This window comes from Mycobacterium sp. (assembly GCF_029961025.1).
Classification (GTDB): Bacteria; Actinomycetota; Actinomycetes; order Mycobacteriales; family Mycobacteriaceae; genus Mycobacterium.
Window position 1 is genome coordinate 44755 of the sequence record NZ_JASBVP010000004.1, and the last position, 16127, is coordinate 60881.

Annotated in this window: 11 protein-coding genes and 1 other RNA gene; 5 read left to right on the forward strand and 7 right to left on the reverse strand. The window is 67.5% G+C overall.

The features are described 5' to 3' along the window. Positions 1 to 83: 83 nt before the first annotated feature. Positions 84 to 489: RNase P RNA component class A (gene rnpB / locus QJR12_RS05450), an RNA gene on the forward strand. 15 nt (positions 490 to 504) lie between these two features. Here rnpB and QJR12_RS05455 read toward each other — a convergent pair. The 5 genes from QJR12_RS05455 to panB form a co-directional block, all read right to left on the reverse strand. Beyond that, on the reverse strand, positions 505 to 2019 hold the full coding sequence (locus QJR12_RS05455) for a CYTH and CHAD domain-containing protein (protein ID WP_300579693.1): 1515 nt from the start codon (positions 2017 to 2019) through the stop codon (positions 505 to 507). A gap of 123 nt (positions 2020 to 2142) precedes the next feature. Then, the gene (locus tag QJR12_RS05460) at positions 2143 to 3231 is read right to left on the reverse strand and encodes a metallophosphoesterase (protein WP_300579694.1); all 1089 of its coding nucleotides are present in this window, start codon (positions 3229 to 3231) and stop codon (positions 2143 to 2145) included. Between the two features lie 153 nt (positions 3232 to 3384). Beyond that, entirely contained in the window at positions 3385 to 4110 is a 726-nt protein-coding gene (locus QJR12_RS05465; protein ID WP_300579696.1) for a ZIP family metal transporter, read from the reverse strand. Between the two features lie 120 nt (positions 4111 to 4230). Continuing rightward, the gene (locus tag QJR12_RS05470) at positions 4231 to 4926 is read right to left on the reverse strand and encodes a phosphoadenylyl-sulfate reductase (protein ID WP_300579697.1); all 696 of its coding nucleotides are present in this window, start codon (positions 4924 to 4926) and stop codon (positions 4231 to 4233) included. A 174-nt stretch (positions 4927 to 5100) separates the two neighbouring features. After that, entirely contained in the window at positions 5101 to 5955 is an 855-nt protein-coding gene (gene panB, locus QJR12_RS05475) for a 3-methyl-2-oxobutanoate hydroxymethyltransferase (protein ID WP_300579698.1), read from the reverse strand. Between the two features lie 295 nt (positions 5956 to 6250). On the opposite strand from panB, the gene QJR12_RS05480 reads away from it, so the two are divergent. The 4 genes from QJR12_RS05480 (at position 6251) to QJR12_RS05495 (ending at position 13910) form a co-directional block, all read left to right on the forward strand. Next, the gene (locus QJR12_RS05480; protein ID WP_300579962.1) at positions 6251 to 7744 is read left to right on the forward strand and encodes an alpha/beta hydrolase; all 1494 of its coding nucleotides are present in this window, start codon (positions 6251 to 6253) and stop codon (positions 7742 to 7744) included. Between the two features lie 58 nt (positions 7745 to 7802). Next, entirely contained in the window at positions 7803 to 9440 is a 1638-nt protein-coding gene (locus QJR12_RS05485) for an alpha/beta hydrolase (protein WP_300579700.1), read from the forward strand. Positions 9441 to 9498: 58 nt separating this feature from the next. Continuing rightward, positions 9499 to 10839: a type I glutamate--ammonia ligase gene (glnA, locus tag QJR12_RS05490; protein WP_300579702.1), complete on the forward strand. Its 1341-nt coding sequence runs from the start codon at positions 9499 to 9501 to the stop codon at positions 10837 to 10839. Positions 10840 to 10922: 83 nt separating this feature from the next. Beyond that, positions 10923 to 13910 carry a bifunctional [glutamine synthetase] adenylyltransferase/[glutamine synthetase]-adenylyl-L-tyrosine phosphorylase gene (locus QJR12_RS05495; RefSeq protein ID WP_300579704.1) on the forward strand — a complete coding sequence of 996 codons (2988 nt, stop codon included), beginning with the start codon at positions 10923 to 10925 and terminating at the stop codon, positions 13908 to 13910. A 97-nt stretch (positions 13911 to 14007) separates the two neighbouring features. Here the strand turns inward: QJR12_RS05495 and QJR12_RS05500 are convergent, their stop codons facing one another. Beyond that, positions 14008 to 14418: a DoxX family protein gene (locus QJR12_RS05500; protein ID WP_300579705.1), complete on the reverse strand. Its 411-nt coding sequence runs from the start codon at positions 14416 to 14418 to the stop codon at positions 14008 to 14010. A 21-nt stretch (positions 14419 to 14439) separates the two neighbouring features. Beyond that, positions 14440 to 15876 carry a type I glutamate--ammonia ligase gene (glnA, locus tag QJR12_RS05505; protein ID WP_300579706.1) on the reverse strand — a complete coding sequence of 479 codons (1437 nt, stop codon included), beginning with the start codon at positions 15874 to 15876 and terminating at the stop codon, positions 14440 to 14442. Positions 15877 to 16127: the final 251 nt, after the last annotated feature.

Consider the following 16127-nt stretch of genomic DNA (forward strand, 5'->3'; position numbering starts at 1 on the left):
ATCTATCCGCCGACAACAGCGCACGGGACCGGGATTCGGTTATCGCAGGGGAATTTTGCGGCGGCTATGGTGTTAATTGCGGACGAGTTGGCCGGGCGGCCGCGGCGTGCGCCGATCCGATGGGTTCGGTGACGCGTCGAGGAAAGTCCGGACTTCACAGAGCAGGGTGATTGCTAACGGCAATCCGAGGTGACTCGCGGGAAAGTGCCACAGAAAACAGACCGCCACCCTCGCGGTGGTAAGGGTGAAACGGTGCGGTAAGAGCGCACCAGCATCCCGGGTGACCGGGATGGCTCGGTAAACCCCACCCGAAGCAAGGCCAAGAAGACCGCGCCACCGGTGCGGTTGCGCAGGCGCCTGAGGGTTGCTCGCCCGAGCCTGCGGGTAGGCCGCTTGAGGCACCCGGCAACGGTGTGTCCAGATGGATGGCCGCCGCCCCGCCGTTCTTCCGGCGGGGAACAGAATCCGGCTTACAGGCCAACTCGCCCGCACCCCACCCCGGGCTCATCGCTTCGTTTTGCGGACCGCCTTGGCGAGTTCGTCCAGCGCATCGCCCAGTTGCCGCCGGCAACTGTCAGCCACGTCGACCTCCTGCTGGTAGAGCAGACCGTACGTGAAGGTGTCCTCGCCGGCGGCGTAGGCGGCCTCGGCCTGCTCACTGAGGTGTTTCCGGCTCACCACGCTGTCTTGGTAGTCGCCGAGCAACGTCTGGATGGCTCTCGCGCGCTCGGACACCCGCACCGCCCCCAGCGCCGCTGCGGTGTAGCGCAGTCGCTTGGCGCGTTTCCGGGTTCGGTGCAGTGCCAGGTCGCGATCCTCGCCGGTAGCCCGCGCAGCCGCTGTTGCGGCCTTTCGCACCCGTTTGTAGGCGGCCCGGATGGCGGCCTGCGGCGGCTCCCCGGCGCGCCCGGACGCCCGGGGCTGCGCCACTATCGCGTCGAGGGCGTCGAGCAGCCGGAAGTAGCGCTCGGCCCGCATCGCCGCCAATGATCGCCGCAACCCTTCCTGATAGCGGTGCTTGGCGCCATCGACAAGACGTTCCCGGACTCGTCCGCGCACCAATTCCGGCGGTAGCCCATCGAGCGCCCGCCGATAACGTTCGCCCAGCACTTCGGCGTCGCGGGCCTGGCCCAGCACCAGGGCCAGATCCCGCAGCTCATCGAGGATCGGCGCATCGTCGGACAAGCCGAACTCCGCCGGCGAGGCTTGCAGCAGGCTGCGGAGCCTGCGCAGCGTCACCCGCATCTGATGCACCGCGTCGGGAGCGTCGGCGCGCACCGCCCGATCCCACACCAGCAGCTGTTCGACTTGCTCGGCCACCGCCCGGTGCACCGGGGCCGCGCCGGTCGGCGAGCCGTCGCTCGTCGGCATCGGCCCGAGTACCCGCGCGAGCTTGGAGCTGTGACCGGCCGGCGTGGCGCCGGCGGCCAGCAAACGGCTGCTGAGCTGGTCCAACAACTCGGCGTTAGCAACCGTGTCGGCGCTGGTGAGCTCCACTTCCCACTCCCGCCAGTGCTGCTCGACGGGGGGCTCACCGGTGGCCGCCATCGGCCATGCGGTCACGTGGTCATCGGAGAATTCGGCCAGCACGGCATCATCGGCGCCACGCAAGAGCTGGCGCTCACGCCTGGTGGTGATCCGTGCGACCGGCCCCAGCGGGCGGTCCCGGACGATCGCGAGCACCACATCGAGCAACTCGCCGGGCACCTGGTGGCGGCCGTCCTCGTCGACCCTATCGAGCGGCGCGCGAACCTCGGTGCGGGCATCGGGTCCGGCCGGCAACTTCAGATGCCAGCCCGCGTCGGAGCCACCGGTGCGCCGGCGCAGGGTAATCCGTTGAGACGCCAGGTCCCGCTCCGGCGTGTCGAAGTACACGGCATCCAGCTCTTGCGCGGGCGGCTTCTCCACCCGGACCACCGCAGTCGCCCCGTCGAACGACGGCGCCGGCGCCGACTCCGCGACATCGAACTTTCGCTCCACCTCCAGGTAGCCCGGGGTTCCTGGGGCTTCGACAGGCATTGGTGCCTCCGGTAGGTGCGGGGCCGCGACGGTGAACCCAGCCTGCCATACCGGATTGCCGCGTGGGTCGGTAACGAACGCGGAAAGGTTCGCACGGCACAGCATCCGGAGCGGGCGTCGAGCTCACCAGTGAAAGGCGCGGTCAAGGGTCAAGGTCTTCTCAGCTTTGGCGTACCAGCCCTGCGGGGCATACTGACTGGTGTGCAAATAGCACTGCACCCGCACGTGGCGGCTGCCCGGGGTGAAGGTCAGCAGCCGACTCATGGGCACCGTGGTGAGGGGCATGTGATAGCGGCTTAACGCGGAGAAGTTGAGGAACCAGGTACCCCAACGGCGTTCGATGTGGGTTTTGCCGCCGAAGGAATCGTCGGGATTGGTGTGGGTGTGGCCGGCGAGCCACATCTGCACCCGACCGGGGCGGGCCGCCAGGAACTTCTCGAAGGCGCCCGAATCCGGCTTACTGTCAACCCAGTACAGATACGATGCCCCCTGGGGGGTGCCCTGGGCGTAGGGGCGGTGGTAGTGCTCCACCCAGTCTCCGGCCGCATTCTTACGCACACCTTCCCACTCGCCGGAGGCCACGGTGGTGTCTTTCAAGACGTAGTGATGCACTGAGACAATGATGGACCCGGGATTGGCCGCGACCATCTCGGTGAACCACCTGAACGTCTCTCCGCTGACGACACCGCCGGGATTCCCTCCAAGGGGCCCCCGGCCGATCGACTGGGTGGGCTCGTTGCGGTCACTCATCATGAGAAACAGCAGATTGCCGACACGGAACGAATACCGCGCCCAGGTCCCCTCGACGGGATACCGGCGTGCCGCGGGGTGAACACCGGAGAACTCTGTGTGCTCGCCGAACGGGTCAATCCATTTTTGCCACCACCATGCCTCTGGCTCCGAAAGGCCGCTACGGTCATGGTTTCCGCACACGCTGTAGACATCCTCACGCCGGTGAGTCTGCAGCGCGGAGAATTGCCGGCGCACTTCCAGCCCTTCGGCATCATCGGGCAGGCTGTAGTGAGCGCCCGACATGTCACCCACGTCGATGGCGATGTCCCACGAGTAAGGCGGGCCGCCCTCGGAACCGCCGAATTCCGATTGCGAAATTGCTTCGGCGAGGCTGTTTCTGCCAAACCGCTTATCCGTCCCGACATGAGCATCGCCAAATGCCCAGAGACGAAATTGCCCAGTTTCACGATCATCTGCCACTGCGCCGGGAACCCCTTTGCGTTTGCCCGATGTCATGAATCTAGCGCGCCGAATCCCTATGGGCGAGCAGCATGTTCGACACGACTGGCGCAGTGGTGCGCTTAACCTGGGTCTCGCTCCTGGGGGCACTCGTCGGCGGATCAACGGAAAAGATCACGCCGGCAGCAGTCCGGTGATCAGGAGGATCAGCAGCGCCCCGGCGGCGGTGAGTGCCAGCCGGGGCACCGACGATGCGCGATGGGCGGCCGGTAGCAGTTCGCTGGTGCCGATCATCAGAAAGACGCCGGCGAAGATCGCCAAAGCGACGCTATACGCGTGCGAGGTGAGAGGGACGGTCGCGCCGGCAAGAGCCCCGATTTCAGGGGCAACCGCGTCGATCACCAGCCATCGGCGCGCACGGGAAACCTCACCGCCTTGGGAGAGGACGAAGACGACGGCGTTAATCCCATCGGCGAAATCATGGCCGACAACCGCGATCAGCAGGAAAGCTCCCACGTGGGGGGAGATCGCGAACCCGGCGCCGATCCCGAAACCATCGAACAGGCTGTGCACCGATAACGCCAGCGCCTGCAATGCGCCCACGGACCGGCGGTCGAATGCGCGATCAGGGTCGTCGTGGTGGTGCAGCACGAGGAGCCGGCTGAGCATGAGGAAACCCAGGAACCCCGCGCCCATGGCCACTCCCACGGTGCGCCCCGCCGCCGCGCCCAGCCGGTCAACGGCCTCAGGCCCGAGATCGAATAACGCCACTCCCAACAACACCCCGCCGGTGAACGCCATCACCCCGGGAAGACGGGCGCGCAGCCGCAACCCGAGCAGCCCCCCGAGGAGGGTGGCCGCCACGGTGAACAACGCCCACGCCGGACCTGCCCCGGTCACCGCGGGCTTCCGATGCCCATGGACAGCAGGATAGGGTGCGTCCAGGTGGCGGGGACGCGCCCGCGCCGCTGAGGCCCCGCAGGGGCGTTTAGGCCTCGCCTAAGCCACGCCTAAGCCCGCTCAGGGTTGGACGTGAATGCCGCACTCGGTCTTGGCGAACCCAGGCCAGCGCCCACTGCGCTTGTCGGCGCCCTCGGCCGGCTTCGCCGTCATCGGGGCGCAGCCGATGGACGTGTAGCCCTCGTCGATCAGGGGATTGACCAGCACGTGGTTTTCGCTGATGTAGTCGGCCATATCCTGGTCGGACCACGCTGCTAGCGGGTTGACCTTCACCAGCTTGAACTTTTCATCGAAGCTGATCAGGGGGGCGTTGGCGCGGGTGGGCGCGTCGACGCGACGGATCCCGGTCACCCACGCCGAGAAATCGCGCAGCGTTTTTTCCAGCGGGACGACCTTGCGCAGCCGGCAACACTCGTCAGGGTTGGTGTAGCACAGGCTTGTTCCCAGCTCGAGCACCCAGGGTTCGGGGTGCAGGGTGATCAACCTGATGTCATAGGTGGCTTCCACCGCGTCGCGCATGCCGAGGGTTTCCGGGAATTCGTTGCCGGTGTCGATGTAGAGCACCTGAACGCCGGGCCGAACTTTTGCCGCCAGGTCCACCAGCACCGCGTCCTGCATGTTGCAGGCCACCACGTACTTGTCGCCGAAGGTGTTGTCGGTCCAGCGCAACAGCTCGACGGCGTCGGCGCCTTCCAGGTCCGCCGCCGCATGCGCCGCCAGCTCACGCAGCTGCGTTTCGGTAAACGTTTCGCTCATCGGCATGCTCCCATCGTCGCCGCGTCTCTCACCAGCCCACGGTACCGCCCCGATGGAACCGGAGGGCTACGGTGAACTCGAACCGATAGCCAACGTTACCCAAACCGGTGGCCGACGCAGGGAATCCCGACGTCGACGGCAAAGCATCGGTGGCACAGGAACTCTCATGCGGCTTTAGAAGCTGTGCTCCTCGGCAGGGAAAATCCCGCCCGCCACTTCCTGCGCGTAGCGGATTGCCGCACGGCGCAATTCGCCGCCGATATCGGCGAATTGCTTGACAAAGCGTGCCGTCTTACCGCTGGTGAGCCCCGCCATATCCTGCCACACCAGAACCTGCGCGTCGCAGTTCGGCCCGGCCCCGATGCCGATCGTCGGGATGGTCAGCTTGCCGGTGATAAGGGTCGCCAGTTCCGCCGGCACCATCTCCATGACGACCGCAAACGCACCGGCCTCGGCGGCGGTTATGGCGTCGGTGATGGTCCGCTCAGCGGCGTCGCCGCGCCCCTGCACCCGAAAGCCGCCCAAGGCGTTGACGCTTTGCGGGGTGAAGCCGATGTGCGCCATCACCGGGATACCGGCCGCGGTCAGGCATGCGATCTGCTCGGCGACCCGCACACCGCCCTCCAGCTTGATCGCGTGCGCGCCGGCCTCCTTCAGGAAACGGGTGGCCGACGCCAGCGCGGCGGCGGGCCCGGCCTCATAGCTGCCGAACGGCAGGTCGGCGACCACCAGCGCGTGCCGGGCGCCCCGCGCCACGCCGCGTACCAGCGGGATCAACTCGTCGATCGAGACCGGCACGGTGGTGTCGTAGCCGTAGACGACGTTGGCGGCGGAGTCACCGACCAGCAGCACCGGAATCCCGGCGTCGTCAAAGATCCGCGCGGTGGAGTAGTCATAGGCGGTCAGCATGGCCCACTTGCGGCCCTCCGCTTTCATCTGCTGCAAGTGGTGGACGCGGATTTTGGCCCGGGGGGGCTCGCCGGCACCTGCCCGGGACGGCTGCGCCCGGTAAACAGCGTGTTCAGACATCATTGTCCCTACCGATATTCGGCTCGGTCCTCGTGGCCCCACGGGGTCCCCGGGTCCGTCTAACCCTGTCAGTCTGCCAAATGCGCGGCCGCCGTCATACCGTCGGGTGCAGTGGACTTGCTCACAGCGCCTGATGCGTCGCCGCCGGCCACCGCGACAACGCCGGGCGGCTGCGGCCGCTTCCCGAGCTTTGACCGCGCTCATGGCAGCATAGGGTGCCATGGGCCTGGCTTACCGCAACACGATCACGCGTGCCGCGCCGGTTTGGCTGCTCGTTGCCGTGATCACCGCCACGATGTTGCTGGTGGCGAGTTGCACCCGCGTGGTCGGTGGGCGGGCGACGCTGGCCAACCCGAAGATCGGAAGGCCGGTGGAGTGGGGACTGTGCCGGGTCACCGGGGGGACCTCGGTCAAGCTTCCGGCGGGCGCACAGTGCGGCAAGGTCGCCGTGCCCGTCGACTACAACCATCCCGATAGCACCACCGCGGCCCTGATGATGATCCGCTTTCCGGCGACGGGCAAGAAGATCGGATCGCTGGTCATCAACCCCGGCGGCCCGGGGGAGTCGGGCACCGACGCCGCGGTGAACATTGTGCAGACGCTGCCGCCGCGAGTGCGTGAACGCTTCGACCTGGTCGGGTTCGACCCGCGCGGGGTGGCGTCCTCACGGCCCGCCATTTGGTGTAACACCGACGCCGAAAACGACAAGCTGCGCTCCGAACCGGACGTCGACTATACCCCCGGGGGGGTGGCGCACATCGAGGACGAGACCAAAGCGTATGTCGCGCGCTGCGTGAAGAAGATGGGCAAGAAGTTCTTGGCGAACGTCGGGACGGTCAACGTCGCCCGGGATCTCGACGCCATCCGGGCCGCACTGGGCGACGACAAACTGACCTACCTCGGCTACTCCTACGGCACGCGGATCGGCTCGGCCTACGCCGAGGCCTACCCGAAGAACGTCCGGGCGATGATCCTCGACGGTGCCGTGGACCCCAACGTCAGCCCCATCGAGGCTGAGTTGCGTCAGGCCAAGGGTTTCCAGGATGCGTTCAACGACTACGCCGCCGACTGCGCGAAGACCCCAACCTGCCCGTTAGGCACCGACCCGGCGAAATCCGTTCAGGTTTACCACAGCCTGGTTGACCCGCTGGTCGATCCGGCCCACCCGAACATCGGGCGGCCGGCGCACACCAAGGACCCGCGCGGGCTGAGCTACAGCGACGCCATCGTGGGCACCATCATGGCGCTGTACTCACCGACGCTGTGGCACTACCTGACCGACGGCCTGACCGAGTTGCACGCCGACCGCGGCGATACCTTGCTCGCGCTGGCCGACATGTATTGGCAACGCGGCCCACACGGTCACTACACCAACGCCACCGACGCGCGCACGGCGATCAACTGCGTTGATCAGCCCCCGGTCAAAGACCGGGCCAAGGTGATCGAGGAGGACCGCCGCTCCCGCGAAATCGCCCCGTTCATGAGCTACGGGAAGTTCACCGGGGACGCGCCGTTGGGCACCTGCGCCTTCTGGCCGGTGCCGCCGACCAGTCGGCCGCACGTCATTTCCGCACCCGGCCTGGCACCCACGCTGGTGGTATCCACCACCCAAGATCCGGCCACCCCCTACCAGGCGGGGGTGGATCTCGCGAAGCAGCTCAGGGGCGCGTTGTTGACCTTCGAGGGCACCCAGCACACGGTGGTCTTTCAGGGCAACGGTTGCGTCGACGACTACGCGACGGCGTATCTGATCGACGGCACCGTGCCGCCGCCGGGCGCAAAGTGCTGAATCAGCGATCTAGCTGTGACCTTTGGCGGTCAGCACAACCGGGGCCACGCATGCGACGATGAAACGCATGTGGCGGCTGAGGCAATTGAGTTCGGTGTTGCTTTCGGTGGGGCTGCTCTCGGTCGGGCCGGCGATGACCGTGCCGGTGACCGTGAACCCGCCGCGGGCCGGCGCCACCGGGGAGTCCGGCCCCGGCCAGCCCCCCGGTCCTGTGATGCCGCCGACGACCGGGGTGCGGCGGCTGGACTGGGCCGACTGCACGCGGTTTCTCCTCGACACCCCCGACATTCCCGACGCCCGGTGCGCTACGGTTCCGGTCCCGGTCGACTACGACAACCCCGACGGGGCACACGCCGAACTCGCGCTGATCCGGATTCCGGCGACCGGCCCCCGGATCGGGTCGCTGCTGATCAATCCGGGGGGGCCCGGGGCCTCCGCCGTCGACACCGTCGCCGCGATGGCCGCCGACCTGACGGACACCGAGATCACCCGCCACTTCGATCTGGTCGGATTCGATCCGAGGGGGGTCGGCCATTCCACCCCGGAGCTGCGGTGCCGCACCGATGCCGAGTTCGACGCCTATCGGCGGGAACCGCTGGTGGACTATAGCCCGGCCGGGGTCGCGCATATCGAGCAGCTCTACCGGCAGCTGGCCCGACGGTGTGCCGAGCGGATGGGGCCGGGCTTTTTGAGGAACATCGGCACCGCTTCGGTGGTGCGTGACATGGAGGTGATCCGCCAAGCGCTCGGCGACGAGCAGCTCAACTACCTCGGCTACAGTTACGGCACCGCGTTGGGCACCGCCTACGTCGAGCGGTTCCCCGATCATGTGCGCGCGATGGTGCTCGACGGTGCGATCGACCCGAGTGTGGACCCGGTACAACAGAACATTGACCAGATGGCGGGGTTTCAGACCGCGTTCAACGACTATGCCGCCGACTGCGCCCGCTCGCCGCAGTGCCCGTTGGGCACCGACCCCGCCAAGGCCGTCGACGCCTATCACCGGCTGGTCGATCCGCTGGTTGACAAGCCGGGTAAAACCTCGGATCCACGCGGGCTGAGCTATGCCGATGCCACCACCGGCACCATCAATGCGCTTTACACCCCGCGGTTTTGGAAGTACCTGACTCGCGGCCTGCAGGGGTTGCAGCGCGGCACCGACGCCGATGACCTGCTGTTGCTCGCCGACGACTACCAAGGTCGCGACGCGCACGGTCACTACAGCAACGGGCAGGACGCGTTCAACGCGATCCGCTGCGTCGACGCGCCCGCACCGCCGGACGCAGCCGCATGGGTGGCCGCCGACCGCCGGATCCGCCAGGTCGCACCGTTTTTGAGCTATGGGCTGTTCACCGGATCCGCACCCCGCGACCTGTGCGCGTTGTGGCCGGTGCCGGCGACGTCGGCACCTCATCGCGCGGCACCGGTCGCGGCGGCCTGCGGGGGTGCCGCCCGCGCCGCTGCGCAGCGGCCGGCGTCGCGGTGCGTGCCCAAGGTTGTCGTGGTCTCCACCACCCACGATCCCGCAACCCCGTATCAGGCCGGGGTAAGCCTGGCTCGTCAGCTGGGCGCGCCGCTGATCACCCACGACGGCACCCGGCACACCGCCGTGTTCACCGGCGTCCGCTGTGTCGACGCCGCGGTGGTGCGCTACCTCGTCGACGGGGTGCCACCGCCGGATGACTCACGGTGCTAGCCCGTCGTGCGTGACCGCGGTAACACTCGCTTAACAGCAAGCGCATACTGTTCGGGTTATGGATCGTCAGAAGGAATTCGTGCTGCGCACGCTGGAGGAGCGAGACATCCGTTTCGTCCGGCTGTGGTTCACCGACGTGCTCGGTTTCCTCAAATCGGTCGCGATCGCCCCGGCCGAGCTCGAGGGCGCCTTCGAGGAGGGCATCGGCTTCGACGGGTCCTCGATCGAGGGCTTTGCCCGGGTGTCGGAATCCGACACCGTCGCCCACCCCGATCCGTCGACGTTCCAGGTGCTGCCCTGGACCACCGCTTCCGGCCACCACCACTCCGCACGGATGTTCTGCGACATCAAAATGCCGGACGGCTCACCCTCCTGGGCGGATCCCCGCCATGTGCTGCGGCGCCAGCTGGGTAGGGCCAACGAGCTCGGATTCTCCTGCTACATCCACCCGGAGATCGAGTTCTTCCTGCTACAGCCCGGTCCCGACGACGGGTCGGTGCCGGTTCCCGCAGACGATGCCGGCTATTTCGACCAGGCGGTGCACGACTCCGCATCGAACTTCCGCCGGCGCGCGATCGACGCGCTGGAGTTCATGGGCATCTCGGTGGAGTTCAGCCACCACGAAGGGGCGCCCGGCCAGCAGGAGATCGATCTGCGTTTCGCCGATGCGCTGTCGATGGCCGACAACGTGATGACATTCCGCTATGTCATCAAAGAGATCGCCCTGGAAGAGGGCGTGCGGGCGTCGTTTATGCCCAAGCCGTTCGTGCAGTTCCCCGGCTCGGCGATGCACACCCATATCAGCCTGTTCGAGGGCGAGGTCAATGCTTTTCACAGCCCCGACGATCCGCTGCAGCTGTCCGATGTCGCCAAGTCGTTCATCGCGGGCATCATGGAACACGCATGCGAGATCAGCGCCGTCACCAACCAATGGGTGAACTCCTACAAGCGGTTGGTGTCCGGCGGGGAGGCACCCACCGCGGCGTGCTGGGGAGCCGCCAACCGCTCAGCGCTGGTACGGATTCCGATGTACAGCCCGCGCAAGACGTCGTCGCGGCGCATCGAGGTGCGCAGCCCCGACTCGGCGTGCAACCCTTACCTGGCGTTCGCCGTGCTGCTGGCGGCGGGCCTGCGTGGCGTGGAAAAGGGTTACGTCTTGGGTCCCCAGGCCGAAGACAACGTGTGGGATCTCACGGTCGAGGAGCGTCGCGCGATGGGCTATCGCGAGCTGCCCACCAGCCTGGACAGCGCGCTTCACGCCATGGAGAACTCCGAGCTTGTCGCGGAAACCTTGGGGGAGCACGTTTTCGACTTTTTCCTGCGCAATAAGCGCACGGAATGGGCGAACTACCGCTGCAACGTCACACCGTTCGAGTTGAAGACGTACCTGTCGCTGTAGCGGCGGCGTCGGTCGGCGGCTGATGGGCCGCACCTCGTCGCGGCCGTCGTCGGGCCGAGCGGCGCCGGGTGTGCGCTACCTTCGTGGTCGTGACCAAACCCGTGACCGAGCGACCCACGGTGCCCAGCGCGGCCCGGCTCGGATTGGTCGACCCCAATGCCGCCGCCCACTTAGCCCGGCTGGGGTGGGACACCGACGCCCATGTCGAGTTGCTGTGGGCGCTGTCGCGGGCTCCTGATGCCGACGCCGCGCTGCGCACCATTGTCCGGCTGGCGGAGGCTTTGGGCGCCGGCTGGGACGAGCTCAACACCGCCCTGTTCACCGACCGCGGCCTGCGCGGTCGGCTGTTCGCCGTGCTCGGCTCGTCGCTGGCGCTGGGAGACCACCTGATCGCCCACCCGGGGTCGTGGCGGCTGCTGGCCGGCCGCGTGACATTGCCGTCCGCCGAGGACCTGCGCCGGATGTTCCTGGAGTGCCTCGCCGACAGCCCGGCCGAAACATCACCCGCGGCGCGCTCGGTGCTCTCTCGATTGCGCGCCCGCTACCGGGACCGGCTGCTGGTGCTGGCCGCACTCGATCTGGCGCCCGTTGTCGAGGATCTGCCCGTGCTGGCTTTCCGCGAGGTCGGTGCCCACTTGGCGGACCTGGCCGACGCCGCGCTGGCGGCGGCGCTGCGGGTGGCCGAAACGACGGTGTGCGGGCAGCGCACCCCGCCCCGGCTGGCCGTCATCGCGATGGGCAAATGCGGTGCCCGCGAACTCAATTACGTCAGCGACGTCGACGTCATCTTCGTGGGCGAGCGGGCGGACCCGGTGACCACCCGGGTGGCCGGCGAGATGATGCGGGTGGCATCGCAGGCGTTTTTCCAGGTGGACGCCGGGCTGCGGCCCGAAGGCCGCCATGGCGAGCTGGTCCGCACGCTGGACTCCCATATCGCCTACTACCGGCGGTGGGCTAAGACCTGGGAGTTTCAGGCGCTGCTGAAAGCGCGGCCGGCCGCCGGCGACGCACAGCTGGGCGAGCGCTATATGGCCGCAGTGATGCCGATGGTATGGCGGGCTTGCGAACGCGAGGATTTCGTCGGCGAAGTGCAGGCGATGCGACGCCGGGTGGAGCAGTCGGTGCCCGCCGACGTCCGCGGCCGTGAGCTGAAACTGGGCAGCGGCGGGCTGCGGGACGTCGAGTTCGCGGTGCAGCTGCTGCAATTGGTGCACGGTCGCACCGACGAGTCGCTGCACGTCGCGTCCACGGTGGATGCCCTGGCGGCGCTGGGCGCCGGGGGCTATATCGGGCGTGATGACGCCGCGAACCTGACGGCCTCCTACGAGTTTCTGCGGCTGCTCGAGCACCGGCTGCAGCTGCAGCGGCTCAAGCGCACCCACCTGCTGCCCGCCCCCGACGATGACGAGGCGTTGCGCTGGCTGGCGCGCGCGGCCCACGTCCGTCCGGACGGCAAACACGACGCTTTGGGGGTGCTGCGCGAGGAGCTCAAGCGCCATCACCTGCGGGTGTCCCGGCTGCACGCCAAGCTGTTTTATCAGCCGCTGCTGGAATCGATCGGCCCGGCGGGCCTGGAGTTCGCGCACGGCATGACGCCGGAAGCCGCGGAGCGTCAGCTGGCCGCGCTCGGCTACGAAGGTCCCCAAAGCGCGCTGGCCCACCTGAGCGCGCTGATCAACCAGAGCGGTCGCCGCGGCCGCGTGCAGGCCGTGTTGCTGCCCCGACTGCTGGACTGGCTGTCGGACACCCCCGACCCCGACGGCGGGTTGTTGGCCTACCGCCGGCTCAGCGAGGCGCTGGCCGCACAGCGCTGGTATCTCTCCACGCTGCGCGACCAGCCCGCGGTGGCCAAGCGGCTGATGCGGGTGCTGGGCACCTCGGCGTACGTGCCGGAGCTGCTGATGCGCGCGCCGGAGGTGATCCAGCAGTACGCCGACGGTCCATCGGGCCCGCGGTTGCTCGACCCCGAGCCCGGGGCCGGGAGCCTCGGGCTGATCGCCTCGGCGAGCCGGCACCCCGACCCGGTGCGGGCGATCGCCTCCGCGCGGGCGCTGCGCCGGCGTGAGCTGGCCCGCATCGCCTCGGCCGACCTGCTGGGCATGCTCGACGTCAGGCACGTCTGCAAGGCACTCACCTCGGTGTGGGTCGCGGTGCTACAGGCCGCTCTGGACGCGGTGATCCGTGCCAACCTCCCCGCCGGCGGCAGCGCCCCGGCCACCATCGCGGTGATCGGGATGGGCCGGCTGGGCGGTGACGAACTGGGTTACGGCTCGGACGCCGACGTGATGTTCGTCTGCGACCCGGCCGCCGGTGTCGATGACTCGCGGGCGGTGCAGTGGTCGCAGTCGGTCGCCGAGCAGATGCGGGCATTGCTGGGCGCCCCCAGCGTCGACCCGCCACTGTGCGTGGATGTCGATCTGCGACCCGAGGGCCGCAACGGCTCGCTGGTTCGCACGCTGGCGGCCTACGACGCTTACTACGCGCAGTGGGCGCAGCCCTGGGAGATCCAGGCACTGCTGCGGGCGAGGTGGATCGCCGGGGATGCCGAGCTGGGCCAACGGTTTTCGCAGATGGCCGAGAAGATACGCTATCCCGCCGGCGGGGTGTCCGCGGAAACCGTCCGCGAGATCCGGCGGATCAAGGCTCGCGTCGACGCCGAGCGGTTACCCCGTGGCGCCGACCCCAACACCCACACCAAGCTGGGGCGCGGGGGCCTGGCGGATATCGAGTGGTCCGTGCAGTTGCTGCAGCTACAGCACGCGCACCGCATTCCGGCGCTGCGCAGCACCTCGACCCTGGACACCTTGGATGCGATCGCCGCGACCAAACTGCTGGCCGAAGACGACGTCGAACTGCTGCGGCAGGCGTGGCTGACCGTGACGCGGGCCCGCAACGCGCTGGTGCTGGTGCGCGGTAAGCCCACCGACCAACTGCCCGGACCCGGACGGCAGCTCAACGCGGTCGCGGTTGCCGCCGGTTGGGGCAACGGCGACGGCGGCGCGTTCTTGGATCACTATCTGCGGGTGACTCGACGGGCGAAAGCGGTGGTGCGCAAGGTCTTCGGAAGTTGAGAGGGTTTCGCCCGTCGGCGTGGACGAACGCGAATCGCGAACGGTCAACGACGGCCGGGTCGCCGGCGCCGAACCGGGTGGGTCCACGGCGAACGCCTCAACTGCCATCCCCGGCCGATCGGCGGGTGTCCAACCCGTAAGCCCCCGCGCCGAGAAAGACCAACAACAGGAAAGCCACACCGTAGAGCACCGCCAGTTCCCCCTTGTTGGTGAGCGGCACCAGCCCGAGCGGCAGGTGCCGGGTGAAGTACGCGACCACCATCTCGGCGCACGCGATAGCGGCCGCAAGCCGGGTGAACAAACCGGCAACGATCAGCACACCGGTGACCAGTTCGATCCAACCCGCGTAATACAGCGGCCACGCACCGACCGGAACCTCGGTGGCGGCCGGCCAGCCGAGCAGCTTGGAAAGCCCGTGACAGCAGAACAACGCTCCGAACACCACCCGGAAAACAGCCACCGCCACCGGGGCATAAGGCTCTAGCCGGGCCTGCACCCTACCCGCCATGGCGCAACGAGACCCGGGCGCCTACACGTCGAAGTACAGCGCGAACTCGTAGGGATGCGGCCGGATGTTAACCGGCTCGATCTCGTTGTCGCGCTTGTAGGCGATCCATGTCTCGATCAGATCTTCGGTGAACACACCGCCCTCGGTGAGGTAGTCGTGGTCGGCTTCGAGCCGGTCGATCACCGCCGACAGCGAGGTGGGGGCCTGCGGGATGTTCGCGGCCTCTTCCGGCGGCAGCTCGTAGAGGTCCTTGTCCACCGGTGCCTGCGGCTCGATCTTGTTCTTGATACCGTCCAGACCCGCCATCAACTCGGCCGCGAACGCCAGATACGGGTTTCCCGAGGAGTCGGGGCAGCGGAACTCCAGCCTCTTGGCCTTGGGGTTGTTGCCGGTGACCGGGATGCGCACACATGCCGACCGGTTGCGCTGGCTGTAGACCAGGTTGATCGGCGCCTCGTACCCGGGCACCAGGCGCTTGTAGGAGTTGACCGTCGGGTTGGTGAACGCCAGCAGCGACGGTGCGTGGTGCAGCAGGCCGCCAATGTAATGGCGGGCCAGGTCCGAGAGGCCCGCGTAGCCCGCCTCGTCGTAAAACAGCGGGCGGCCGTCCTTCCACAGCGACTGATGGGTGTGCATTCCCGAGCCGTTGTCGCCGAAGAGCGGTTTGGGCATGAACGTCACGGTCTTGCCGGCCTGCCAGGCGGTGTTCTTGACGATGTACTTGTACAGCTGCGCGTCGTCGGCCGCGTGCAGCAGCGTGTTGTACAGGTAGTTGATCTCGGCCTGCCCGCCGCTACCCACCTCATGGTGGCCCTTTTCGAGGGTGAAGCCGGCGTTGATCAGGTTGGTCAACATCTGGTCGCGCAGATCGACGTAGTGGTCGTTGGGGGCGACCGGGAAGTACCCGCCCTTATGACGCACCTTGTAGCCACGGTTGGGGCTGCCATCGGCCTCGGTCGCGTTGCCGGTGTTCCACCAGCCCGAGATCGCGTCCACCTCATAGAACGCGCCGTTGGCTCGCGAGTCGAAGCTCACCGAGTCGAAGATGTAGAACTCGGCCTCGGCGCCGAAGTAGGCGGTGTCGGCGATCCCGGTGCTCGCCAGGTAGCTCTCCGCCTTGCGGGCGACATTGCGCGGGTCGCGCGAGTAAGGCTCCAGGGTGAACGGGTCGTGCACGAAGAAATTCAGGTTCAGCGTCTTTGCGGCCCGAAACGGGTCGACGCACGCGGTGTCCGCATCGGGTAGCAGCAACATGTCGGACTCGTGGATCGCCTGAAAGCCGCGGATCGACGAGCCATCGAACGCAATCCCGTTCTCGAAGACGTTCTGGTCGAAGCTCGACGCCGGAATCGTGAAGTGTTGCATGACGCCGGGTAGATCACAGAACCGGACATCGATGTATTTGATGTCCTCGTCTTTGACGAGTTTGAAGACGTCGTCGGGCGTCATTTCCGTCACCGATGTGCTCCTTTACCTCATAATCGCCGGATCGACGCTAGGGAGCCCATGTTTCCTGGGCGTCAAGCCTGTGTTGCGCAGACGTTACACCAGCCCGTGGCGGTCCTCGAGCCGGGGACAAGACACCTGCTGTGATACCCATGATCCGGGCATATCTCTGAGCATATCTATTGTGGGGGCGTGGGTCGCGCAATCACATGTCGGCTCTCCGGTCATTCCCGCCGCCGGGGCCGGCACGATTCACCCGGGGT

Bases quoted from the DNA above. Each gene is read 5' to 3' on its own strand.
- QJR12_RS05455 (WP_300579693.1), bottom strand. From the start codon at position 2,019: ATGCCTGTCGAAGCCCCAGGAACCCCGGGCTACCTGGAGGTGGAGCGA.
- QJR12_RS05470 (WP_300579697.1), bottom strand. From the start codon at position 4,926: ATGAGCGAAACGTTTACCGAAACGCAGCTGCGTGAGCTGGCGGCGCAT.
- panB (WP_300579698.1), bottom strand. From the start codon at position 5,955: ATGTCTGAACACGCTGTTTACCGGGCGCAGCCGTCCCGGGCAGGTGCC.
- QJR12_RS05480 (WP_300579962.1), top strand. From the start codon at position 6,251: ATGTTGCTGGTGGCGAGTTGCACCCGCGTGGTCGGTGGGCGGGCGACG.
- QJR12_RS05485 (WP_300579700.1), top strand. From the start codon at position 7,803: ATGAAACGCATGTGGCGGCTGAGGCAATTGAGTTCGGTGTTGCTTTCG.
- glnA (WP_300579702.1), top strand. From the start codon at position 9,499: ATGGATCGTCAGAAGGAATTCGTGCTGCGCACGCTGGAGGAGCGAGAC.
- QJR12_RS05500 (WP_300579705.1), bottom strand. From the start codon at position 14,418: ATGGCGGGTAGGGTGCAGGCCCGGCTAGAGCCTTATGCCCCGGTGGCG.